This window comes from Kribbella sp. NPDC000426 (assembly GCF_040300265.1).
GTDB lineage: Bacteria > Actinomycetota > Actinomycetes > Propionibacteriales > Kribbellaceae > Kribbella.
In genome coordinates this window covers 665,720-686,476 of the sequence record NZ_JBEPDK010000003.1, presented here as the reverse complement: position 1 = coordinate 686,476, position 20,757 = coordinate 665,720, and the positions used below count along the sequence as shown (strand labels likewise).

Here is a 20,757-nt window from a genome sequence, read left to right as displayed (position 1 = left end):
GCCGCCAATCCTGACGCACGGTGTGAAAGAGTTTCCTTCATGCGGAAGCTCCCGCGCGTCGTGGCTCATCGCGGCGCCAGTGAAGTCAATCCGGAACACACCCTCGCGGCGTACCAGCGCGCGATCGAGGTCGGCGCGGACGGGCTCGAGTGCGACGTCCGGCTGACCGCCGACGGGCATCTCGTCTGCGTCCACGACCGCCGGATCGAGCGCACCTCGAACGGGCGCGGCGTGCTGTCCACGATGAGCCTCGAAGAGCTCGAGTCGTACGACTGGGGCTCGTGGAAGCGCCCGTGGGCCGACCTCGACGAGGAGGCGGAGCTGCCCGGTCTCGACGTACGCAAGGTGCTCACCCTGGACACGCTGCTCGCGACCGTCCGGGACGCCGGCCGGCCGGTCGAGCTGGCGATCGAGACCAAGCACCCGACCCGGTACGCCGGACTCGTCGAACGCCGCCTGATCGAGGCGCTGGACCGCTACGGCTGGGCCCGCCCGAAACTCGGCTCGGAGTCGCCGGTCCGGGTGATGAGCTTCTCGTGGCTCTCCCTGCGCCGGATGCGTACGGCGGCGCCCAGCCTGCGCACGGTCCTGCTGATGGACCGCATCCCGCTCCGCTTCCGCGACGGCTCGCTGCCGACCGGCGTCTCGTACGCGGGCCCGAGCCTGGAGATCGTCACCGCCCACCCGGAGTACGTCGATCGCGCGCAGAAGCACGGGCACCAGGTCCACGTCTGGACGGTGAACGCCGAGGAGGACCTGCGCCGCTGCCGCGAGATCGGCGTCGACGTAGTGATCAGCGACCGCCCGGACGTCGCCCTGAGGGTCCTCGCGGAACCGACGGAAGAAGTAGGACGTCGGACCTAGGCTCTTGGTTTGTGACACTTGCGAACGATTTCGTGTGGCATGTGTCACGTGGTCTGGATACGTAGTGAGGCGAATGCGGGCGGTTATTGCAACGTTCAATTCCGTCGATTTCGTTACGGTTTCTTGGGGTTTAGGCGTGATCTCCGACGCCCTATGTAACGGAATACCTGCAAGTGTTTTCCAGGGCCGGATCGTGGGCAGATGTCACTGTGGCTGAACCGATCATCGAGGAGACCCTGCTTGTCCTCTGCGACCCTGCCCGCCGACGTTAGCGTCGTGGACGTCGTACTGCCGCATGAAGTGTCCGCGGTAGCGGACGCCCGTCGCCGTCTGGCCGCCTACCTGAAGCGCTACCGGGTCACCGATTCCGCATGTGACGACGCGCAGTTGGTGCTCTCCGAGCTGCTGTCGAACGCGATCCGGTACGCGCCGCCGCTGCCGGCCGGTGAGGTCCGCGCGGCCTGGTGGATCGACCGGGCCGGGATCCACGTCGAGGTCACCGACGGTCGGGGAGAGACCGAACCGCAGCGGATCAACGACACTCATCCGGAATCGGTCGGCGGCCGCGGACTGGCGATCGTCGACATGCTGACGTCCGGCTGGGACGTCCGCACCGCCGCCCACCACCGCACGGTGCACGCCATCGTCCCCGGCTAGTTCTGTTCGCCGAGAGCTGGTTGGCTCTGGGGCGCTGTTGGCTGCAAGACTGCGGGGTTATGGGAAAGAAGTCGCGGCAGCGCGCGAAGAACACGACGACTGTCACTCTGGATCCGGCCGACCTGGTGGACGTCGGTCCGCGCGAGCCTTGCCCGTGCGGTTCGGGCAAGCGGTTCAAGCAGTGCCACGGCAAGGACCTGGCCCAGGCTGCGGACGCGTTCGTGGTGCGGCCGTTCGAGGGCCTGCCGGCCGAGTGTGACCTGATCGCGTTCCGCGAGATCGTCCCGTCCGGCACCGTCGAGGTCGAGCTGACCGGCGACAACGCAGGGAAGACGATCAACCTCGTCACGCTGCTCCCGATGGCGATGCCGGGCCTGGTCCGCGACGACGAGACGATCTGGATCGGCCTGCAGACGCACGCGTCGTCGGGCGACCCGAGCCGCGACCTCGGCCACGCCATCACCGCGGCGCTGCACACCGAGCCGGGCAACCCGATCCAGCTCGGCGACCTGATGAAGGACGGCCCGCGGCTGCAGGACCTGATCGACACGTCGAAGCCGCTCGAGGTCAAGGTGCACGAGGGCTTCGACTACTGGGTCGGCGAGAACGTCGAGGACCCGACCGGTGAGGTCGCCGCCGGCCTGGAGCGCGCGAACGCGGCGGCAGCTCCGACGGTGCGGCTGGAGTCGGTCGACGCGGCGTACTGGACGCAGATCGGCGACCGCATCTACCTGCGCTGGGTCATGCCGCACACCGAGGACACCCTGCTCGACGCGCTGGCCCGGCTGCACGCGGCGGGATCGTCCGCGCTGATCGATGGCAGCCGGTTGATCGGCTCGTTCCGTGCCCTCGGAGTGCTCGCGCCCGTCTGGGAGCTCCCGGCCGGCACCGAGGCCGCGGATGTCGAGAAGCCGGCGGCCGACTTCGCTACCGCGCTCGAGAAGGCGCTGGCCACCGAGGCGCCGCTGACCACCGAGGAGCGGGCTGCCCGAGCCGGCCTCGCCAGCCGTCAGCTCACCATTCGCTGACCCAGGTACGACGAACGCCCGGCTGGAGCTCCAGCCGGGCGTTTCGTTTACTCAGAGTGGTCTAGGCCGTGATCGTTAAACCAAGCCCAGAAACGTGGACGGCCCAAGTCCTGCTGACGGGGGAGCAACAGGGCCTGGGCCTAGACAGGAAGAGTACTCACGAAGGTCGTCCGCCACAAGCCCCGATCTCACTCCGCGTGTCGTAGGGCTCACGTGACGGCCGGAGCGACCGCTCAGGCGGTCGCCGGCGCCCGCAGTACGGGGCACGACATGCACCGGGGTCCGCCGCGGCCGGAGCCGAGTTCCGAGCCGGAGATCCGGATCAGCTCGATACCGGATTCCTCGAGGCGCGCGTTGGTCTCGACGGTCCGCTCGTACGCGATGCAGACCCGGGGTGCGAGGGCGAGCGTGTTGTTCCCGTCGTCCCACTGCTCGCGCTCGGCGGTCACCGGGTCGAGGCCGGTGTCGATCCGCCGGAGCGTGTCGATGCCCAGCGCCTTCGCGGCCGCGACCAGGAACGGCTCGGGCTCCGCGATGTGCAGCTGGTCGCCGTCGGTGGTGACCGCCAGCGCCCGCATCTCCTCCGCCATGTTCGGGTACATCAGCACGGCGTCCTTGTCGACCATCGTGCACACGGTGTCCAGGTGCATCGTGGCGCGCTGCTGAGCGATCGGTACGGCGAGAACCGTGTGTGCCAGGTCCTTCGCGAACACCCGTCGCGCCAGCCGTTCCACCCCGGCCGGCGTGGTCCGCTCCCCGACCCCGACCGCGAGCACGCCGGGACCGAGCGCGAGCACGTCACCGCCCTCGACATGCTCCAACTGGTGGTCGTACACCTTGTCGACGCCGGCGAACCGCGGGTGGAACGTGTAGATCAGCTCGGTCAGCTGCGTCTCGCGCATCCGGGCCGGCATCGCCAGCGAGGTGACTGCTACCGAGTCACGGATCCAGACGCTCGAGTCGCGGGTGAAGAGCAGGTTCGGCAGCGGGTCGATCAGGAAGTCCTCGTGTGCGAGCAGCGACGTCACGAGCCCGCCCACCCGGACCTCGTCGTTGCGGACGCCGGCCATCAGCGCTTCGGCCAGCCCGGCCGGATCGAGCTCGCCGAGGGAGGCTCGCAGGTAGTCGCGCAGGGTGTCGCCGAGCCGCAGGTCCTCGGTCGCGCCCACGACCGCCTGCGCCCGGGCCGCGGGATCGGCGAGGGACTCGGTCAGCAGCTCGCCGAGGTACAGCACCTCGACGTCGCGGTCCCGCAGCGCCTGGGCGAACGCATCGTGCTCGTCCTGGGCCCGGCCGACCCACGGGATGCCGTCGAACAGCAGCTTGTCGTTGTTCCGCGGGGTGAGCCTTCGGAGCTCGTTCCCGGGGCGGTGGAGCATCACGGTCCGGAGCGCACCGACCTCGCTGTCGACGCCGTACGCCTTGCCGCTGTCCTGCTGCGCCTCAGTCATCGCCCGCCCCTTCACTCCGTTGTGGCCTACCACGCTACGACAGGCCGCCTGATCTGTCTGATTGTCCGACAATATCCTCTTAATTGGTCAGGAGCGAACGCGGTCGTAAAGGAGGCAGACGGCGCCGGACTCGGTGGGGGTGGAGGCCGTCAGCTTCCAGGAGGTGGCGGGCAGGCCGTCCTCGAAGAGCCGCGCGCCGCCGCCGACCAGCTCCGGATCGAGGGTGATGCTCAGCCGGTCCACCTCGTCGGCGGCCAGCAAGGCCCGGATCACACTGGAGCTGGCCAGGACGATGATGTCGCCGCCTTCCTGACTGCGCAGCTGCTTCACCACGTCGGCCGGCTCGGCGTCCGCGATCCGGGAGTTCTGCCACGGTGCCTCGGTCAGCGTCGTCGAGAAGACGACCTTCTCGGTCTCGTTCAGCCAGCGTGAGAAGGCCCGGTCCTGGGGCGCCGCGTTCTCGTCGTCGGCGACCGCCGGCCAGAAGCCGCCGAAGCCCTCGTAGTTCTTGCGGCCGAGCAGCGCCGTGGTGGCCGGCTCAGTGACCCGGAGCATGTGGTCGCGGGCACCCTCGGTGATCGCGTGCGGGACGATCCAGCTCATGTCGTAGTCGCCGCCTGCGCCGTTCACCCGTCCGTCGAGCGAGAGCGAGATGTTGGCGGTCACTGTGCGGGTCATTTCGGTACCTCTTCCGGTTGCGGCTCGGTGTGCCTGACACCAGAAATCCTGCCGCCGCGGCGTCCGCGGAACATCTGCCACCTGGCTGATATCGGCAGCCGACCGGCTGATCGGCCTGTCGTACGAAAGGACGAATATCCACAGCCGAACGACGCTGACGAGGTCGATCGGCTGCGGAGCAACTAGGCTGCGGTGCTGTGTCCGGTCAAGATTTGTCCCCCGAGCCGTTCGAGCGTGCCGTCGCCTGTGTGATCCCGGCGAAGGACGAGGCCGACCGGATCGCGGCGACCGTCGACGCGGTGCACAAGATCATCGGGGTGGACCTGGTCGTGGTCGTCGACGACGGCTCCACGGACGGTACGGCGGAGGCCGCCGAGCGCGCCGGCGCCGTCGTGGTCAGGCACGAGCGCAACCGGGGCAAGGCGGCCGCGATGGAGACCGGCGCGGCCGCGGTCGCCGAGCGCGACGGCGCCCGCGCGCGCCACCTGCTGTTCCTCGACGCCGACCTGACCGACACCGCTTCGGGCGCGAGTCCGCTGATCGAGCCGGTGCAGACCGGTCGGGCGGACATGACCATCGGGACGTTGCCCGCGCAGGTCCGGGCCGACGGGTCCAAGGCCGGTGGCCACGGCTTCGTCGTACGGCTGTCGCGCGCGGGGATCGACGAGGCGATCGGCTGGGCGCCGGAGCAGCCGTTGTCCGGGCAGCGCTGTCTGACGCGGGCCGCGTTCGACTCCGCCGTACCGCTGGCTGCCGGGTTCGGGGTCGAGACCGCGCTGACGATCGACCTCGGCCGGAAGGGTTTCCGCATTCTCGAAGTGCCGATCGATGTCCGGCACCGGGCGACCGGGACTGATCTGCGCGGTCAGCTCCACCGCGCGAAGCAGTACCTGCACGTCCGGCGCGCGCTCGCCGCACGCAGTGCGCTCCCCGCGGACGGTGGTGGCCCGTCGCTGCGCAGTCTCTTCCCGCGGAAGTCCGCGCAATGAGCACTGATCTCGAGCTCGGCCGGAAGTACGGTCGCCGGGCCGTCGCTCTCTACCTGATCTCCACGGTGCTGATCGTCGCGGTCGGCCTGCTCGGACCGTCCGTGGTCGTGCTCACGCTGACCGGCCGGCACCCGTGGCTCCCGTCGTACTGGTTCGACGCGCACGCCAACGACTGGCTCGTGTCGGTGATGATCTACGTCGCGATCGCGCTCGGCGGATACGGTGTTTTCCTTGCCACCAAGGCGCTTCGGCACGGCTGGGCGCCGCGCGTCGACCGATTGATTGCCCTAGGCATCGGTACGACGGCGGCCATCACGCTGGTGCCGCCGATGGCTTCCGGCGACGTGCTGATCTACGCGGCGTACGGGCGGATCATGGCGCTCGGCGGCGACCCGTACACGGCCTCGCCGGCGGACACGATCCGCCTCGGGTACGACCCGGTCATCGCCGCGACCGAGCGGCCGTGGCAGGGCGCGCGCAGTGTGTACGGCCCGATCGCGACCTGGATCCAGTGGCTGTCGTCGCTGATCGGCGGTGACTCCGCCCAGCTGACGGTGTGGATGCTGCAGCTGTCGGTCGCGATCAGCCTGGTCGTCACCGGCCTGCTGCTGGTCAAGCTGGTCGGCAAGGATCTGCCGGCCCGGCGGCGGGTGATCATGCTCGGCCTCGCGAACCCGTTGATCCTCTGGTCGGTCCTCGCCGGCGCTCACAACGATGCGATCGCGGTGATGTTCGCGGTGATCGCGCTCGTGCTGTTCCGGCGGCACGTGTTCCTCGCCGGCATCATGCTCGGCGTCGCGGGCTGTACGAAGCTGTCGATCGGTCTGGTCGGGGTGGCGATGCTGTGGGCGCTGCGGGCCGACCGCCGTAAGTGCATCTGGTTCTGTGGCGGCGGTGCGATCGCGATGGGCGGCCTGTACGCAATCGTCGGGCTGCAGGCGTTCCAGCAAGCTCGGTCGCAGACGTCGTTCATCTCGACCGGCACGCCGCACAAGGTGCTGCTGAGCTTCTTCACGCTGTTCCTGCCGAACGGACTGGTGCGCACTGTGCTGGCCATCCTCGCGTGGGTCGGCCTGATCATGGTCGCGATCCTGCTGACGCAGGTGTTCCCGAAGTCGCTGGTCCCACAGACGCATCCCGACGACCCGACGCCGGCCGCCATCCGCTACACCGCGATCTACGCGATCGCCTGGGTCCTCACCGCGATGTACTCCCTGCCCTGGTACGACGTGATCGCCTGGGTCGCGCTGGCCGCGGTCGCCGCTTCGAAGGTGGACGGGCTGATGGTGGTCCGTACGACGATGCTCGCGATCGCGTATGTACCGGGCCGCGACCCGAACGCGCGGCAGGTCGCCGCGAGCCTGTCGGACTCGCTCGAGTTCTTCAGCGCCCGGCTGCGGGACACCCTCTGCCCGGCGATCGAGCTGGCGGTCCTGATCGGGTTGATCGTCTGGGCGCGGCGCAGTGGTGCGCAGTGGTGGCCGTACGACTGGCCGCGCCGTAAACAGAAGGCTGTCCCTGAGAAGGCCGAAGCGGTCTAGTTCCAGAGGTCGTGGCCGGCGGCGACGGCCTTGGCGAGGATGGTCTTCACCGGCTTCTTCAGGGCGTTCGCGGCGGCGGCCACGTCGTCGTACTCCGGCTGGACGTTGACCACCTGACCGCCGTACCGCGCGATCTTGACGTGGATGCGCTGGCCCTCGACGTCGACCGTGGTGAACTCGCGGTCCGCGGCGTGCTTGCGGATGCCGAACTCGCGCAGGCCGATCGCGGAGGTCTCGGACAGGATCACGGCCCGGACCATCTCGGCCTTCGCGCTGCCGACGAGGACCGAGAGCGTGTGCGCCGGGCGGCCCTTCTTCATCAGGATCGGGGTCAGCCACGCGTCGGCGGCGCCCGCTTCCATCAGCCGGGCGAGAACCTGTGGCCAGATCCGCGGGTCGAGGTCGTCGACGTTGGTTTCGTAGACGAGCTCGGTGGCGGAACTCTCGGTCGATTCGCCGAGCACGACGCGCAGGATGTTCGGCACCTCGACCGGGTCACGTCCGCCGGCCCCGACACCGGTCTGCTGGATCCGCATCGGCGGGAGGGTCCCGTACTCGTCCGCCAGACTGGCCAGCAACGCGGCGCCGGTCGGCGTGGTCATCTCGTACGGCACTGTGCCGCCGATGACGGGTGCCTGGGCCTCGGACAGGATCGCGAGGACCGCGGGACCGGGGATCGGGATGCCGCCGTGCTGCCCGCGAACCTGCTTCCCGGCGCCGAGCACGACCGTCGACACCACGATCCGGTCGAGATCCAGCGAGACGGATGCCGCGGCCACGCCGACGATGTCCGCGATCGCATCCAGCGCGCCGACCTCGTGGAAGTGCACGGTGTCCGGCTCGACGCCGTGCGCCGCAGCCTCGGCCCGAGCAAGCCGAGCAAAGGTGTCGAGAGCCCGCGCCCGCACCGGGTCGCTCAGCTCCGCCTCCTCCAGCAACCTCCGGACATCCGCCCAAGCCCGCGTAGGCCCGGAATGCGTGTGATCCGCCCCATGCCCATGCCCGTGCCCGGCACCCTCGCCGTGCCCGTGCCCGTGTCCATGCCCATCCGCAGTGTCTGGAATGTTTTCCGGGTGAGGCTCCCCGTTGACCTTGACGGTCGCCTTGGTGGCGGCGATCTGGTGGCGGGCGGTCTGGCTGACGGTGACGGACAACGACGGGTCGACCGCGGCGACGGCCGCGTTCACCGCGTTCAGGTCCGCCCCGGCCGCGATGAACGCGCCAAGGAGCATGTCGCCGGACGCACCGGCCGAGCAATCGAGCCAAGCGACGCGCATCAGGCTTCCTTCGTCTCGCGCGGAGCGGACTGCCGAGCCACCCGAGCCGCGAACACCCCGGCCCCGAACCCGTTGTCGATGTTCACGACCGACACCCCGGGCGCACACGAATTCAGCATCCCGAGCAACGCAGCCAGCCCGCCGAACGAAGCGCCGTACCCGACGGACGTCGGCACAGCCACCAGCGGTACGCCGACCAGCCCGCCGACCACGCTGGGCAGAGCACCCTCCATCCCGGCCACGACGATCAGGCAGTCCGCCGCATCGAGCCGTTTCCGTACGCCGAGGATCCGGTGCAGGCCGGCCACACCGACGTCGGTGATCATCTCCACGTTGGCCCCGAACACACGAGCCGTCGTCGCCGCCTCAGCAGCCACCGGCGCGTCCGACGTACCAGCAGCGACCACGGCCACCGTGCCGCGCAGTACGCCGGGCTCGCCGAGCACCGCCGTACGTCCGACCGGATCCACCACGGCTTCCGGCAGCGCAGCGGTCACCGCGGCCTGCGCCTCCTCGGTCAGCCGGGTCGCGAGGACGGCGTGACCGGGGTGCGTGGCGTGCAGGGTACGCAGCAGTTCCACCACCTGAGACGGCGTCTTACCGGCTCCATAGACGACTTCTGCGTCGCCGGTACGCTCCAGTCGGTCGGTGTCGAGGCGGGCATATCCGAGGTCATGGACGCCAGGTTGTGGCCCCTGATCAGGCAAATGTGTCACGCCGCGAATCTACGTTGCCCCGGCCCGAGGTTCCGCATCCGTCCCGGCTTGTACACGCTGTGCGATCGCCTGAATACTCAGGCATAACACCGGATGCTTTAGGCTCTCGTGCGTGTCTTCGACGTTAGCCGGTGCCTTCGGGGTCGCTGCCCTGTTCGTGGCGGTGCTTGCCCTGGTCTTCGCAATCCAGGCCCTCCGGGCCCGGACTGTCACGTCGGACAAGGCCACGCCGGCCGCCCTCCCGGAGCCGGAACCGCAGGCCGAACCCGAGCCCAAACCCGGTACGGTCAAGTCCGAACTGCGCAAACTCGGCAAGGAACTCGCCGTCACCCGCGGCGAACTCAAGGAGACCCTGCAGCACCTGGCCGTCGTCCGCTACGACGCCTTCGGCGAGACCGGCGGCAAGCTGTCGTGGTCGATGGCAATCCTGGACAACAACGGCGACGGCGTCGTCCTGACCTCCATCAACAGCCGCGCCGACGCCCGCACGTACGCCAAGGAAATCAAGTCCTTCACCAGCGAGTCCAAGCTCTCCCCCGAAGAAGAAGAAGCCATCGACACCCTCCACAAAGAAGCCGGCCCCACAGTCGACTGATGGACGGCTAACGGCGTTTGGGGACTCGGGCGGTGAGGGCGCCGGGCTCGATCTCGCAGGCCAGGTAGCGGCCGGGGCCGATGGGGTCGCCGTCCAGCTGGCGCTGGACATCCACGGCTGCGTGGATTTCGACCTTTCGGCCGGTGAAGCGTTCTAGGTACATGTCGGTGCGGTTGGTGCGGGTCATGAGGCGCCACAGGACGATCGGCCACTGGGTGACACGGCGTGGGGCGATCACGACCACGTCCAGCAGGCCGTCGTCAGGCCGAGCGTCGGGGAGCAGGGGGATGTTGGCCTGCAGCATCCCCACATTCCCGACCACCACCGTCCGCACCCGGCGTTCGATCGGTTCGGAGTCGTCCAGAGCGAGGGTGACCCGGACGGACGGGTGGTTGATGTTCTTCGCGGCCGACACGAGGTACGCCGTCCAGCCGATCTGTTTCTTCAGGTGTGGAGGCGCGTCCGAGATGATCGCGGCGTCCAGGCCGACGCCGGCCATCACCGCGAAGTGGTCGGTGTCGAGTTCGTCGCCGTGGACGCGGACCAGGTCGATCCGGCGGTCGCGGCCTTCCAGGATGCGTTCGAGAGCGTCGTCGAGGTCGAGGGGGATGTGCAGGTTGCGGGCCAGCAGGTTGCCGGTGCCGGCTGGGATCACTCCGACCGGGATCCCGGTGTGTGCGAGCGCCGAGCAGACGACGCGGACCGTGCCGTCGCCGCCCGCGACCAGGACCAGGTCGGACTCGTTCTCGATCGCCTGCTTGGCCATCGCGTTGCCGGCGTCGTCCTCGCGGGTCTCGAGCCAGAGCGGTTCGTCGTACCCGCGGACCTCGAGGGCTCGCGTGACCTTCCGGCGGAACGCGACGCCGTCGCCGACCTTGATCGGGTTCACGATCACGGCTGCCCGCGGCGGAGCCGCCGTACCGTCGCCGTCGGACGCCGTACGTCGACGTCGGCGACGCAGCCCGGGCCGGAGTCCGAACCCGATCGACGTCGCGGTCAGGATGCCGAGGCCGAGCGCCCAGCCGCCGAGCACGTCCGACACGTAGTGGACGTTCAGCGCGATCTGGTCGGCGGACGCGATCCACACCACCGCGATCACCGGCAGCAGGACGAGCAGCCGGAACCGCCGTCGCCAGCCGCGGACCGACGGGAGTACGACGCCCAGCGCGCCGGCCATCACGAACGCAGCCGTGGCGTGACCGGACACGTACGAGAAGCCGTCGCTGTCGACGAGCATCTGGGTCGGCCGCTCGCGCTCGAAGATCGCCTTCACAACCTGGACCAGCACCAGCTCCGCGACCGCCGACGTGAGCAGCCAGAACGTGAGCAGCCGGGCCCGGCGATGCCAGAGGTACGCCGCCACGATCACGATCACAGCCCGTGACGTCCACGGGATCACGATCGCCGCGACCACCTGCCAGAAGTCGACGACGCCCTCGTGGGCGGCGCCGTACGACGCGGCCCGGGCGGCGACCGACTGGTCCCAGCGCGCCAGCGGCGACCAGTGCTCGAAGACCAGCACGGTGAGCACCGTAAACGGCAGCACACCCAGCACGACCGTGAGCACACGGCCGACCGGACTGGGTGGGTGGTGGTTCATCGCCCGCTCAGATCCCCCTCCGTGATCACGTGCGTCCACCACATCATCCCGAATAGACTTCGCCCCCGCAGACACGCCCCGATACCCTCGTCGTGTGATTGACGCGAAACTGCTCCGTGAGAACCCCGATGTCGTCCGCGCGGCCCTGACCAAGCGCGGTGAGAGTACGGACCTGGTCGACCAGATCCTGGTCGCCGACAGTGAGCGTCGATCGTCCATCTCCGCCTTCGAGGCGCTCCGGGCCGAGCAGAAGACGCTCGGCAAGCAGGTCGCCCAGGCCAAGGGCGACGAGCGGGCCGCGCTGCTGGAGCGGACCAAGGCCGTGGCCACGGACGTGAAGGCCAACGAGGCGGCCGCCAAGGAGGCCGAGCAGCGCTTCGACGAGCTCGCGAAGGCGCTGCCGAACCTGGTCTCCGACGAGGCCCCGGTGGGCGGCGAGGACGACTTCGTCGTGGTCGAGGAGGTCGGCAAGCCGCGTGACTTCGCCGCCGAGGGCTTCGAGCCCCGCGACCACCTCGAGCTGGGCGAGCTGCTCGGCGCGATCGACATGGAGCGCGGCGCGAAGATCAGCGGCTCGCGGTTCTACTTCCTCAAGGGCGCCGGGATGCTGCTCCAGCTCGGCATGCTCCAGCTGGCCGTCCAGCAGGCGGTGGAGAACGGCTTCACCCCGATGATCACGCCGACGCTGGTCAAGCCCGAGGTGATGGGCGGCACCGGCTACCTGTCGGCCCACGACGACGTGTACCGGCTCGAGGACCCCGAGCTGTACCTGACCGGTACGTCGGAGGTCGCGCTCGCCGGGTACCACATGGACGAGATCCTCGACCTGTCCGACGGCCCGATCCGGTACGCCGGCTGGTCGTCGTGCTACCGCAAGGAAGCCGGCTCGCACGGGAAGGACACCCGCGGGATCATCCGCGTCCACCAGTTCGACAAGGTCGAGATGTTCTCCTACTGCAGGCTCGAGGACGCCGCCGCCGAGCACCTGCGGCTGCTGGCCTGGGAGAAGGAGATGCTCGACAAGATGGAGCTGAGCTACCGGGTGATCGACACCGCGACCGGTGACCTCGGCGTCTCGGCGTACCGGAAGTTCGACTGCGAGGCGTGGGTGCCGACGCAGGGCCGGTACCGCGAGCTGACGTCGACGTCGAACTGCACCGACTTCCAGGCGCGCCGGCTGAACATCCGGTACCGCGACGCCGACGGCAAGACGCAGCCGGTCGCGACGCTGAACGGGACGCTGGCCACCACCCGCTGGATCGTCGCCATCCTGGAGACGCACCAGCTGGCCGACGGCTCGGTCCGGGTGCCCACAGCCCTCCAGCCGTACGTGGGCGGTCGCGAGGTCCTCGAACCGGTCGGTAAATGAGCGACGGCCCACAATTCCAGCGGCCGACAGCTGTTGCCCTGGACATCGATGGCACGCTGATAGATCACGACGAGGGACTGTCACCCGCGGTCCTCGACGCGGTTCGCCGTACTGCGGCCCAGGTGCCCGTCGTCCTGGCCACGGGCCGGGCCTGGTCGACCACCAAACCGGTGGCCGAGCGGCTCGGCCTGCCGGCCGGCGGATTGGTTGTCTGTAGCAACGGTGCGCGGACGATGCGGTTCCCGGACGGCGAGGTCGTCGACGAGCGCACCTTCGACCCGTCGACGGTGATCACGTCGGTGCGCAAGTACGCGCCGAACGCGCGGATGGCGGTCGAGGAGTCCGACGGCACCTACCTGGTGACCGCGCCGTTCCCGGACGGCGACCTCGGCCGCGACGCGAGGATCCGGGTGGTCGGCGACGACGAGCTCGCGCCGCTGCCGGTGACCCGGTTGATCATCCGCGACCCGGACCAGTCCGAGAGCGACTTCGTCCACCTGGCCGAACGCCTCGGCCTGCACGGCGTCAGCTACTTCGTCGGCTGGACCGCCTGGCTCGACATCGCGCCCGAGGGCGTCGACAAGTCGACCGGGCTGAAGGTCGCGCTGGCGCAGTACGACCTGGAGCCGTCCGGTCTGCTCGCGATAGGTGACGGACGCAACGACATCGAGATGCTGACGTTCGCCGGTCTCGGTATCGCCATGGGTTCGGCTCCTGACGAGGTGAAGTCGGCCGCCGACGAGGTGACCAAGTCGGTCCAGGACGACGGCGTTGCGGCCATCCTGAACCGCTGGTTCTAGTGTCGGCAAGACCTTTCGGCCACGGTCGAAAGGCTTGACCTTGCCCTGGGCAACCGAAAGGCCCGGAACCCCTGTGTGTACAGGAGTTCCGGGCCTGATGTTTCCGATAGTCCGCTGGCGGGCCGAGTATCGGATCAAGCAACCCGGCTGCTGCCGGTCCGGCGTGGCTGGCACTGCTGGTCGACCACGGTGTCGAACGCGTCGAGCACGGCGCTGACCTCGGGCCGCGGCCGCGGCGTCTTGGCTGCCGGGCTCTGGCCGCGGCGCGCACGGCGCAGGTGACGCTTCACCGTCGACAGCGAGCAGCCCAGCCGCATGGCCAGGGACTCCAAGCTGTCGTTCGGGTACTGCGTGCGCAGCCGGAGGACCTCTTCGTGACTCACCGGCCGGCGCGTGCCCCGTGCACCGGCGAGCTGGTCGAAGTCGTCGGCCTGTACCTCGACGTCGAGCAGGTTGCGGATCGAACGCCGTTGCACAGCGGTCGTTCCGGCGACGAAGCCGCTGACGTCGTGCTCGGCGACGGCGCTGTACAGGCAATCGGTGAACAGCGGGCAGGACGCGCACAACGCCTTTGCCTCGCGGACGAGCTGTTCGTACCGCTCCCGCGTACGGCGGGTGGCGGATGCGGGCGGCGGCTCTTCCATCAGGCGGTGCTGAAAGATGTCGGAACGGGCGATGCAGCCGGTCATTGCCCCCTCCTTGATGGAAGATGTGTCGACAGCCGCTTGAGAGCTACTGCCCCCCGGCCCCGCTAGGTTGGCGCTGTTGACGGTCATCAAGGCTCCCCAAGTATCAAGACCCGAGTGAACGAACGATGAACACCGCTCGTCCGCACGGATCCGCTGCTGATGGACCTGCGCTTGGTTGCCGGCCCACCATGGCGTCCCGGGCGCGGGACGCATCGATCCATAACTGTTGACGCCACTGCCGCGGTTTTGGTTGCAGCCAATTCCACAACAGTTTTTCGACGTTTGTGTGTGCTTCCGGAGGCGGGGCGGCATCAGTCGCGCTGATCCAGAACACGCTTAGGACGCGGCCGAACAGCCGCCGGTTCCCCACCAGACCAACGCATGAAATCACGCACCAACCGTGCCGCGCAGGGGAACTTGCTGCCTTTGCAGCATCCTGCCGTAACGGTCTGATGACGTTGTCAAAAGCTCAATCAGATAAGTCAAAAAGGGCTGAAACCGACGTGCAATAGCTTGCGCCCAGGGCGTCGGCAGGAGTAGTGCGACGCCGGCTGCGTCGAGGATACGGTGGCCTCGTGACGGCTTCGCAGTACCCCCGCCTGATAGCCACCGATCTCGACGGAACGCTGGTCCGCAGCGACGGCACCGTGTCCGGGCGGACGCGCTCCGCCGTCCTCGCGGCACAGCATGCCGGAAGTGTTTTCGTGATGGTCACCGCGCGGCCACCTCGCTGGCTGCACGACCTGACCTACCTGGTCGGCGATCACGGGATCGCGATAGTTGCCAACGGCGCTATTTTGTACGATGTCCTTCAGCGTAAGGCGATTCGGACCCGGCTCATCGATCCTACGGTGGCGTTGGAGGTCGCACAGGCGATCCGCGCCGCGATCCCGGACGTGCAGTTCGCCATCGAGCGACCGGACCGCTACGGACAGGAACCGGTCTACCAGAACTTCTACCCGAATCCCGACGGCACGATGATCGCCGCCGTCGAGGAGCTACTTACGGAGCCGGCCGCAAAACTGCTCGTCCGGCACCCGAGCCTGCCCGCTGACGAGCTGCTCGCCCGGGTCGACCCGTTGGTCGGCCGACGAGTGACCGCCAGCCACAGCGGAGGTCACGGTTTGGTGGAGATTTCCGCGAGCGGGGTCTCGAAGGCCGCGATGCTGGCCGATTTCGCCGCAGAGCAAGGGATCTCGGCTGCCGAGACGATCGCATTCGGTGATTCCGTCAACGATCTGCCGATGCTCGCCTGGGCGGGGACGTCGTACGGAGTGGCCAACGCACACCCCGAAGTTCTCGCAGTAGTGGACAAAGTCTGTCCGGCAAACGACGAGGACGGCGTCGCCGCCGTCCTCGAGGAGTTGTTACAGCCTTTGAAATAAGGCGATTACAGATACATCCCGCCGCTGCGCGGGTCTTCGCTGTTGCCGGCCTGCGGTGCGCCGGGGAAGCCCGGGTGACCCTCGGGCAGCTGCTGGCCGCCGGGGAGCGCGCGGCGCATCTGCTCGAGCTGCTGACGTGCGGCCATCTGCTGCGCGAACAGCGCGGTCTGGATGCCGTGGAACAGGCCCTCGAGCCAGCCCACCAGCTGCGCCTGCGCGATCCGCAGCTCGGCGTCGCTCGGGGTGCTGTCGTCGGTGAAGTCGAGGCTGAGTCGCTCCAGCTCCTCGACCAGCTCCGGCGCCAGGCCGCTCTCGAGCTCCTTGATCGACGCTTCGTGGATCGAGCGCAGCCGCGCCCGCGAGGCTTCGTCGAGCGGCGCCGACTTCACCTCTTCGAGCAGCTGCCGGATCATGTTGGCGACCCGCATCACCTTGGCCGGCTGCTCGACCAGCTCGGTCACCGAACGGGGTTCGTCGCCGTGCTCGTCGTGATCGTCATCGGAGCGCGGCGGCCCCTCGACGGCCATGCCGTCGGGCCCGACGATCAGCACCTTGCCGTCCTCGGTCCTCGCCCCGGCCATCGGAACTTCCTGGCCCTCGCTGCTGCTCTCGCTCATCTGCCCATCCTAGGCGTCAAGATGCGCGGGCCCGGTGGCGGCGTACGGCGTCGCGGTTGGCGCAGGTGGGGCTGCAGTAGCGCTGGCGGCCGGTGCGGGACAGGTCGGCGTACACGTTGTCGCAGCCGTCGGTGGCGCAGCGACCGAGTCGGGTGATCCCGCGACCGGCCAGGTGCAGCGCCGTACCTGTGCTGATGAGCGTCGCGACCAGTCGCCCGACCGGGACGTTCATCGGGCGGTAGTGCATATGCCAGCCGTCGCCGGCGTGGTTCGTGAGCCTCGGATGCTCGGTGTACTTCGCGAGCATCGCGTTCACCAGGTCGACCCGCGTCTGCTCGTCCTGCGCGTCCACGACCTGCAGCCACTCCTCGAGCGCGGTCTCGACGGCCGCCAGATCGTCGGCGGTGACCCGCCGCTCGCGCACCAGCCGGTTGTCGACACCGCTCTCCTCGCATCGCTCGGCCAGCTCCTGCGGCGTGGTCGCCGGTCGCGTGGCCAGATTGACCGCCAGCAGGACGGCGTCCGCGCCGTAAGGGTTGAGATGCATAATGCCATTACATCACGATGGGTGCATGACAGAAACCCATCGGCATCGCTGGAGCGCCATCTCCGCCCATCAGGTCAGCGAGGGCCTGGTCGTGTACCAGCGATGCGCTTGCGGCCAGTGGCGTATTGCCAGCACGCCGCCGTACCCCGTCGCGTACCCCGAGGTCGCGATCAGTCCTTCGCGGTAAGACGGCGTACGAGCCGAGCCGTGGTGGCGTCGACGTCGTACGGATGTCCGGTGCCCGGGGTCAGCTGGTCGAGGACGAGGCCGTCGATCGCGAAGTGCAGCAGGCGAATCTCCTCGGCGCCGCCGGGCAGGCCCGCGTTCGAGTTGAATGCGACGTCCGCGTCGAAGCCCTGCCGGATGGTCCGGGAGAGGATCTCGTTGAGGCCCGGACGCCGGGCGGCTTCCAGGCGGAGCTCCAGTAGCGCGAGCGAGAGTTCGGGACGCCCGAGCAGGCGCTCGACGATGTAGCGCACGTAATCGGTCATCAGCTCGACATCGGGCTTGCGTTCGGCGAGGGGCTCGAGGACGGCCGAGTCCGGCGCGAGCCGCTCGAAGATCCGCTCGCCGAGTGCGCCGAGCAACGCGTCGCGGGTCTTGAAGTAGTTGGACGCCGTACCGGCGGGGAGTCCGGCGGCGGCGTCGACGGCCCGATGGGTGAGCCCGCGGGCCCCGGCTTCCGCGAGGACGGCCAGGCCGGCGTCGGCGAGCTGGGTACGGCGTTCCGGATTCCGCGGCATGTTGACAGGCTAGCAGAGTTCTACTACAACTGTCGTACATAATAACGACAGCTGTAGTAGTCAGGAGAGCGTATGCAACCCGCCGCATTCGGCGCGACCGTGGTCACCGACCGGACCTCGGAGGTCGCCGCCTTCTACACGCAGTACCTGGACCTCCAGGTCGGCATCGACCTCGGCTGGTTCATCACGCTTCGCCGGGGTACGGCGGACTGGGAGCTCGCGATCTGCGAGCGCGGCCACCCGACCGTGCCGGCAGCCGTGTCGGCGCAGACCGAGAGCACAAACGTCTTCGGCTTCATCGTCGACGACGCGGACAAGGTCGCCGCCGCGTTGACGGAGGGCGGTGTCCAGCTCGAGAGCGAGCCGGTCACCGAGGTGTTCGGGCAGCGGCACTTCTTCGTCCGCGACCCCGCAGGCACTTGGATCGACGTCATCCAGTTGGTCGAGCCAGACCCGGAGTGGGCCGCGGCGAACCTGCCTGCAGTGTGACGCGGACCGCCCGCACTCACTAACCTCGCTCGAGGAGGCAGGTTGGCCGCCGGTTGAGCGTGAGCCGGGGTCGAGGGAGGGGTTTGGTGAGTGCGGGGTGTCCGGCTACGGCGTCAGCAGGATCTTGCCGAGGTGGTTGGACTGCTCGAGCGCCTGGTGCGCCTTGGCGACCTCGGCGAGCGGGAAGGTGGAGTGGACGATCGGGCGGACCTTCTTCTCCGCGATCAGCGGCCAGACGTGGCCGACGACCTCGGCGAGGATCTGGCCCTTGTTCTCGACCGAGCGGAACCGCAGGCCGGTGGCGATGATCGAGCCGCGCCGGCTCATCAGCCGGCCGAGGTCGAGTTCGCCCCTGGCGCCGCCCTGCATCCCGATCACGACCAGACGTCCGTCGTACGCGAGCGACTTCACGTTGTCGGTCAGGTACTTCGCTCCGATGATGTCGAGGATCACGTCGGCGCCGGCGTTCTTGGTCGCCTCCTGGACGACCGACGCCCACTCGGCTTCCTTGTAGTTGATGGCGACATCCGCACCGAGCCGGGTGCAGAACTCCATCTTCTCCTTGCTGCCGACGGTGGTCAGCACCCGTGCGCCGTGCGCGACCGCCAACTGGATCGCCATCGAGCCGATCCCGGACGAGCCGCCGTGCACCAGCAGGGTCTCGCCGGCCTTGAGGTGTGCGGTCATGAAGATGTTCGACCAGACGGTCGCGACGACCTCGGGCAGCGCGGCGGCGCTCACCAGATCGAGCCCGTCCGGGACGGGCATCACCTGCGGGGCCGGTACGACGACCTTCTCGGCGTACCCGCCGCCGGCGAGCAGCGCGCAGCACTCGTCGCCGACGGACCAGCCCTCGACCTCGGCGCCGACCGCGGAGATCCGGCCCGACACCTCGAGTCCGATCGTGCCGGGGGCGCCGGGCGGCGGCGGGTAGAAGCCCTGCCGCTGCATGAGATCGGCCCGGTTCACCCCTGCCGCGACGACGTCGATGACGACCTCGTCGACGGCTGGTTGCGGGTCCGGGATCTCGCCGACCCGGAGGACCTCGATTCCGCCGGCACCCTCACACACGACAGCTCGCATGGTCCACAACCTACGCCGTCGTGATTCAAGGGCGTCGAGCCACCAGGATGTCGCGCACGATCGCCTGGTCGACCCTATGGACGAAATCGGAGTACGGAGGCTCGTCGAGCGGCTCGAGGCCGGCGTCGGCCAGGATCTCTACCGCGGCCGAGCGGCGTGCGACGTTCGTGTTCCACGCAATGCCCAGCGCTCCGCCCGAGCGCAGCAGCCCGGCCCACGTCGGGACAGCTGCCTTGAGCAGATCGATCGGACTCCGGTGCAGTCCGCTCTCCGCGGTGCGGCTGCCGTGTTGCACGCCGTACGGCGCGTCCGTCACGACCAGATCGAAACTCCCGGGGCGATGGAATTCCAGCGCCTTGGTGGTGTCGGCGTTGACGTACGAGAGCTTCAGCGCGTCGCCCGCTTTCCAGCTCTCCTTCGTCAGTCCGAGCGAGACCTGGAGCCGACGGGCCACCATCTCGTGCTCGCGGCGAACCCGGACGACGGACGCATCGTGCTTGAGACGTTTTCGCTTGAGCCAGGTCTGGATGAACGTGGCGTAGGCGTCGAAGTCCTTGCGGTCCACGTCGAGACCCGCGGCGTCGAAGCCGTACATCAGCGCCTGGTTCATCGTGGTCCCACGGCCGCAGAGCGGGTCGATCACGCTGAATTTGCGATCCAGCATCTGCCCGGCGAATTCCGACGAAAGCAAGGTCACGTTGAGCAGGAGTTTGGTGAAGAGCTCGTTGGTCTTTCCTTGATACTTTTGAATGCTGATCAGATCGCTGTCGAGTTTGTCCAGCGAGTGCAGGTGGACCGGCTCGAGAAGCTTTCCCTCAACGCGGAACAGCGCATAGATCGACGACATGTTCGCGAGCAGGGCGGCGTCCCGGTCGCTCAGGCCGTCGGACTCGAACGTGATGTAGGGGATGCCGCCGATCGACGTCTGGGCGACGTTCTGCACCGCCGAGCCCAGGGCGACCTGACCGAACAGTGCCAGTTCGGCCATCGTCAGCGCGGCCGATGACTCGGCATAAACCCGATTTGTCGCCGGGAGTATGAGTATTGCGTACTCGGCCATCCACTGCCTTTCGTAATCCGATTGTCAAGCCGGTCCGATTCAGTCGTCCAGGTCGGCCCAGGTGTCGACGTCGTCTCCGGCCCGCGTCGGGTCGGTCCAGCTCAGATTGAGTCCAGCGAGGGTACGACGTACCGACTTGTCCCGCGGATCGCCTGCCCGCTGGATGGCGTCGACAAGTGCGGTACGGCGGTATGCGGCGGCGAGTCGCTGTTCCTGTCCGGAGGCGTCGCGCAGCCCGTACCCGTCGTACTCGCCGAGTCCGTCGACGAGCGCGGTCACGTCGTCCTTCGTCAACCAGGGCAGGTCGCAGCTGACAACCACGACTACTGGCGCCGTACCCCGCTGCAGTCCGGCCGCCAGCCCCGCCACTGGTCCGCCCGCCGGCGGGTCCTCAACGGTCCAGTCGACGCCGCGGTACGTCGTACGCACCGGCCCGACCACGACCGTCTGTGCCGCATCTGCTGTCGCAGTCAGCACCCGGTCCAGCAGTGTCACCCCGTCGAGCACCAACATCGCCTTGTCCACCCCACCGAACCGAGTGGACCCGCCCCCAGCCAGCACCACCGCGTCAAACTCCAC

23 protein-coding genes are annotated in these 20,757 nt (G+C 68.6%); 11 read left to right on the top strand and 12 right to left on the bottom strand.

Features of this window, described 5'->3' with window-relative positions:
• Positions 1 to 39: 39 nt before the first annotated feature.
• The 3 genes from ABT313_RS17145 (at position 40) to ABT313_RS17135 (ending at position 2,549) form a co-directional block, all read left to right on the top strand.
• Positions 40 to 864, top strand: coding sequence for a glycerophosphodiester phosphodiesterase (locus ABT313_RS17145; protein WP_350853970.1), 825 nt, complete (start codon positions 40 to 42; stop codon positions 862 to 864).
• 240 nt (positions 865 to 1,104) lie between these two features.
• Positions 1,105 to 1,521 carry an ATP-binding protein gene (locus tag ABT313_RS17140; protein ID WP_350853967.1) on the top strand — a complete coding sequence of 139 codons (417 nt, stop codon included), beginning with the start codon at positions 1,105 to 1,107 and terminating at the stop codon, positions 1,519 to 1,521.
• 59 nt (positions 1,522 to 1,580) lie between these two features.
• Positions 1,581 to 2,549, top strand: coding sequence for a DUF5926 family protein (locus ABT313_RS17135; RefSeq protein WP_350853964.1), 969 nt, complete (start codon positions 1,581 to 1,583; stop codon positions 2,547 to 2,549).
• Between the two features lie 233 nt (positions 2,550 to 2,782).
• On the opposite strand, the gene ABT313_RS17130 is transcribed toward ABT313_RS17135, so the two are convergent.
• Positions 2,783 to 4,000, bottom strand: coding sequence for an arginine deiminase (locus tag ABT313_RS17130; RefSeq protein ID WP_350853961.1), 1,218 nt, complete (start codon positions 3,998 to 4,000; stop codon positions 2,783 to 2,785).
• 87 nt (positions 4,001 to 4,087) lie between these two features.
• Positions 4,088 to 4,678, bottom strand: a complete 591-nt coding sequence (locus tag ABT313_RS17125; protein ID WP_350853958.1) for a dihydrofolate reductase family protein — start codon at positions 4,676 to 4,678, stop codon at positions 4,088 to 4,090.
• 197 nt (positions 4,679 to 4,875) lie between these two features.
• Between ABT313_RS17125 and ABT313_RS17120 the strand changes: the two genes are divergently transcribed.
• Both ABT313_RS17120 and ABT313_RS17115 read left to right on the top strand, forming a co-directional pair.
• Positions 4,876 to 5,667: a glycosyltransferase family 2 protein gene (locus tag ABT313_RS17120; RefSeq protein WP_350853955.1), complete on the top strand. Its 792-nt coding sequence runs from the start codon at positions 4,876 to 4,878 to the stop codon at positions 5,665 to 5,667.
• Entirely contained in the window at positions 5,664 to 7,208 is a 1,545-nt protein-coding gene (locus tag ABT313_RS17115; protein ID WP_350853952.1) for an MptA/MptB family glycosyltransferase, read from the top strand. Before ABT313_RS17120 ends, ABT313_RS17115 begins: the two co-directional genes overlap by 4 nt.
• Here ABT313_RS17115 and larC read toward each other — a convergent pair.
• Both larC and larB read right to left on the bottom strand, forming a co-directional pair.
• Positions 7,205 to 8,485: a nickel pincer cofactor biosynthesis protein LarC gene (larC, locus tag ABT313_RS17110; protein ID WP_350853950.1), complete on the bottom strand. Its 1,281-nt coding sequence runs from the start codon at positions 8,483 to 8,485 to the stop codon at positions 7,205 to 7,207. The two genes, ABT313_RS17115 and larC, sit on opposite strands and share 4 nt — an antisense overlap.
• Entirely contained in the window at positions 8,485 to 9,201 is a 717-nt protein-coding gene (gene larB / locus ABT313_RS17105; RefSeq protein ID WP_350853948.1) for a nickel pincer cofactor biosynthesis protein LarB, read from the bottom strand. Before larB ends, larC begins: the two co-directional genes overlap by 1 nt.
• Before the next feature lie 112 nt (positions 9,202 to 9,313).
• Here larB and ABT313_RS17100 point away from each other — a divergent pair, with 112 nt between their 5' ends.
• Positions 9,314 to 9,796 (top strand): DUF4446 family protein, encoded by a 483-nt coding sequence (locus ABT313_RS17100; RefSeq protein ID WP_350853946.1) that lies wholly within the window; start codon positions 9,314 to 9,316, stop codon positions 9,794 to 9,796.
• Positions 9,797 to 9,803: 7 nt separating this feature from the next.
• On the opposite strand, the gene ABT313_RS17095 is transcribed toward ABT313_RS17100, so the two are convergent.
• On the bottom strand, positions 9,804 to 11,363 hold the full coding sequence (locus ABT313_RS17095; protein ID WP_350853943.1) for a bifunctional phosphatase PAP2/diacylglycerol kinase family protein: 1,560 nt from the start codon (positions 11,361 to 11,363) through the stop codon (positions 9,804 to 9,806).
• Between the two features lie 127 nt (positions 11,364 to 11,490).
• Here ABT313_RS17095 and serS point away from each other — a divergent pair, with 127 nt between their 5' ends.
• Positions 11,491 to 12,765 (top strand): serine--tRNA ligase, encoded by a 1,275-nt coding sequence (gene serS, locus ABT313_RS17090; RefSeq protein ID WP_350853940.1) that lies wholly within the window; start codon positions 11,491 to 11,493, stop codon positions 12,763 to 12,765.
• Positions 12,762 to 13,565 (top strand): HAD family hydrolase, encoded by an 804-nt coding sequence (locus tag ABT313_RS17085; protein WP_350853937.1) that lies wholly within the window; start codon positions 12,762 to 12,764, stop codon positions 13,563 to 13,565. Before serS ends, ABT313_RS17085 begins: the two co-directional genes overlap by 4 nt.
• A 134-nt stretch (positions 13,566 to 13,699) precedes the next feature.
• On the opposite strand, the gene ABT313_RS17080 is transcribed toward ABT313_RS17085, so the two are convergent.
• A complete protein-coding gene (locus ABT313_RS17080) occupies positions 13,700 to 14,254 on the bottom strand; it encodes a WhiB family transcriptional regulator (protein ID WP_350853934.1) in 555 nt (184 codons plus the stop codon).
• Positions 14,255 to 14,793: 539 nt separating this feature from the next.
• Here ABT313_RS17080 and ABT313_RS17075 point away from each other — a divergent pair.
• The gene (locus ABT313_RS17075) at positions 14,794 to 15,639 is read left to right on the top strand and encodes an HAD family hydrolase (protein WP_350853931.1); all 846 of its coding nucleotides are present in this window, start codon (positions 14,794 to 14,796) and stop codon (positions 15,637 to 15,639) included.
• 5 nt (positions 15,640 to 15,644) lie between these two features.
• On the opposite strand, the gene ABT313_RS17070 is transcribed toward ABT313_RS17075, so the two are convergent.
• Both ABT313_RS17070 and ABT313_RS17065 read right to left on the bottom strand, forming a co-directional pair.
• Positions 15,645 to 16,256 carry a bacterial proteasome activator family protein gene (locus ABT313_RS17070; RefSeq protein WP_350853928.1) on the bottom strand — a complete coding sequence of 204 codons (612 nt, stop codon included), beginning with the start codon at positions 16,254 to 16,256 and terminating at the stop codon, positions 15,645 to 15,647.
• 16 nt (positions 16,257 to 16,272) lie between these two features.
• Positions 16,273 to 16,803 (bottom strand): CGNR zinc finger domain-containing protein, encoded by a 531-nt coding sequence (locus ABT313_RS17065; protein ID WP_350853926.1) that lies wholly within the window; start codon positions 16,801 to 16,803, stop codon positions 16,273 to 16,275.
• 25 nt (positions 16,804 to 16,828) lie between these two features.
• Here ABT313_RS17065 and ABT313_RS17060 point away from each other — a divergent pair, with 25 nt between their 5' ends.
• Positions 16,829 to 16,990, top strand: a complete 162-nt coding sequence (locus tag ABT313_RS17060) for a hypothetical protein (RefSeq protein ID WP_350853923.1) — start codon at positions 16,829 to 16,831, stop codon at positions 16,988 to 16,990.
• On the opposite strand, the gene ABT313_RS17055 is transcribed toward ABT313_RS17060, so the two are convergent.
• Complete coding sequence (locus ABT313_RS17055) at positions 16,974 to 17,546, bottom strand: TetR/AcrR family transcriptional regulator (RefSeq protein WP_350853920.1); 573 nt, start codon at positions 17,544 to 17,546, stop codon at positions 16,974 to 16,976. The two genes, ABT313_RS17060 and ABT313_RS17055, sit on opposite strands and share 17 nt — an antisense overlap.
• A gap of 72 nt (positions 17,547 to 17,618) precedes the next feature.
• Here ABT313_RS17055 and ABT313_RS17050 point away from each other — a divergent pair, with 72 nt between their 5' ends.
• Entirely contained in the window at positions 17,619 to 18,035 is a 417-nt protein-coding gene (locus ABT313_RS17050) for a VOC family protein (RefSeq protein ID WP_350853917.1), read from the top strand.
• A gap of 105 nt (positions 18,036 to 18,140) precedes the next feature.
• Here ABT313_RS17050 and ABT313_RS17045 read toward each other — a convergent pair whose 3' ends face one another.
• The 3 genes from ABT313_RS17045 to mobA all read right to left on the bottom strand — a co-directional run bounded on the left by ABT313_RS17045 (position 18,141) and on the right by mobA (position 20,757).
• Positions 18,141 to 19,118 (bottom strand): NAD(P)H-quinone oxidoreductase, encoded by a 978-nt coding sequence (locus ABT313_RS17045; RefSeq protein WP_350853914.1) that lies wholly within the window; start codon positions 19,116 to 19,118, stop codon positions 18,141 to 18,143.
• Between the two features lie 25 nt (positions 19,119 to 19,143).
• On the bottom strand, positions 19,144 to 20,106 hold the full coding sequence (locus tag ABT313_RS17040; protein WP_350853911.1) for a TRM11 family SAM-dependent methyltransferase: 963 nt from the start codon (positions 20,104 to 20,106) through the stop codon (positions 19,144 to 19,146).
• Positions 20,107 to 20,217: 111 nt separating this feature from the next.
• A complete protein-coding gene (mobA, locus tag ABT313_RS17035) occupies positions 20,218 to 20,757 on the bottom strand; it encodes a molybdenum cofactor guanylyltransferase (RefSeq protein ID WP_350853908.1) in 540 nt (179 codons plus the stop codon).

Excerpts from the sequence above, each read along its gene's own strand:
- ABT313_RS17045 (WP_350853914.1), bottom strand. The coding sequence starts at position 19,118 with ATGCGAGCTGTCGTGTGTGAGGGTGCCGGCGGAATCGAGGTCCTCCGG.
- ABT313_RS17065 (WP_350853926.1), bottom strand. The coding sequence starts at position 16,803 with ATGCATCTCAACCCTTACGGCGCGGACGCCGTCCTGCTGGCGGTCAAT.
- ABT313_RS17070 (WP_350853928.1), bottom strand. The coding sequence starts at position 16,256 with ATGAGCGAGAGCAGCAGCGAGGGCCAGGAAGTTCCGATGGCCGGGGCG.
- ABT313_RS17060 (WP_350853923.1), top strand. The coding sequence starts at position 16,829 with ATGACAGAAACCCATCGGCATCGCTGGAGCGCCATCTCCGCCCATCAG.
- ABT313_RS17040 (WP_350853911.1), bottom strand. The coding sequence starts at position 20,106 with ATGGCCGAACTGGCACTGTTCGGTCAGGTCGCCCTGGGCTCGGCGGTG.
- ABT313_RS17125 (WP_350853958.1), bottom strand. The coding sequence starts at position 4,678 with ATGACCCGCACAGTGACCGCCAACATCTCGCTCTCGCTCGACGGACGG.
- ABT313_RS17115 (WP_350853952.1), top strand. The coding sequence starts at position 5,664 with ATGAGCACTGATCTCGAGCTCGGCCGGAAGTACGGTCGCCGGGCCGTC.
- ABT313_RS17050 (WP_350853917.1), top strand. The coding sequence starts at position 17,619 with ATGCAACCCGCCGCATTCGGCGCGACCGTGGTCACCGACCGGACCTCG.
- ABT313_RS17135 (WP_350853964.1), top strand. The coding sequence starts at position 1,581 with ATGGGAAAGAAGTCGCGGCAGCGCGCGAAGAACACGACGACTGTCACT.
- ABT313_RS17130 (WP_350853961.1), bottom strand. The coding sequence starts at position 4,000 with ATGACTGAGGCGCAGCAGGACAGCGGCAAGGCGTACGGCGTCGACAGC.
- ABT313_RS17055 (WP_350853920.1), bottom strand. The coding sequence starts at position 17,546 with ATGCCGCGGAATCCGGAACGCCGTACCCAGCTCGCCGACGCCGGCCTG.
- ABT313_RS17145 (WP_350853970.1), top strand. The coding sequence starts at position 40 with ATGCGGAAGCTCCCGCGCGTCGTGGCTCATCGCGGCGCCAGTGAAGTC.
- ABT313_RS17080 (WP_350853934.1), bottom strand. The coding sequence starts at position 14,254 with ATGACCGGCTGCATCGCCCGTTCCGACATCTTTCAGCACCGCCTGATG.
- ABT313_RS17085 (WP_350853937.1), top strand. The coding sequence starts at position 12,762 with ATGAGCGACGGCCCACAATTCCAGCGGCCGACAGCTGTTGCCCTGGAC.
- larC (WP_350853950.1), bottom strand. The coding sequence starts at position 8,485 with ATGCGCGTCGCTTGGCTCGATTGCTCGGCCGGTGCGTCCGGCGACATG.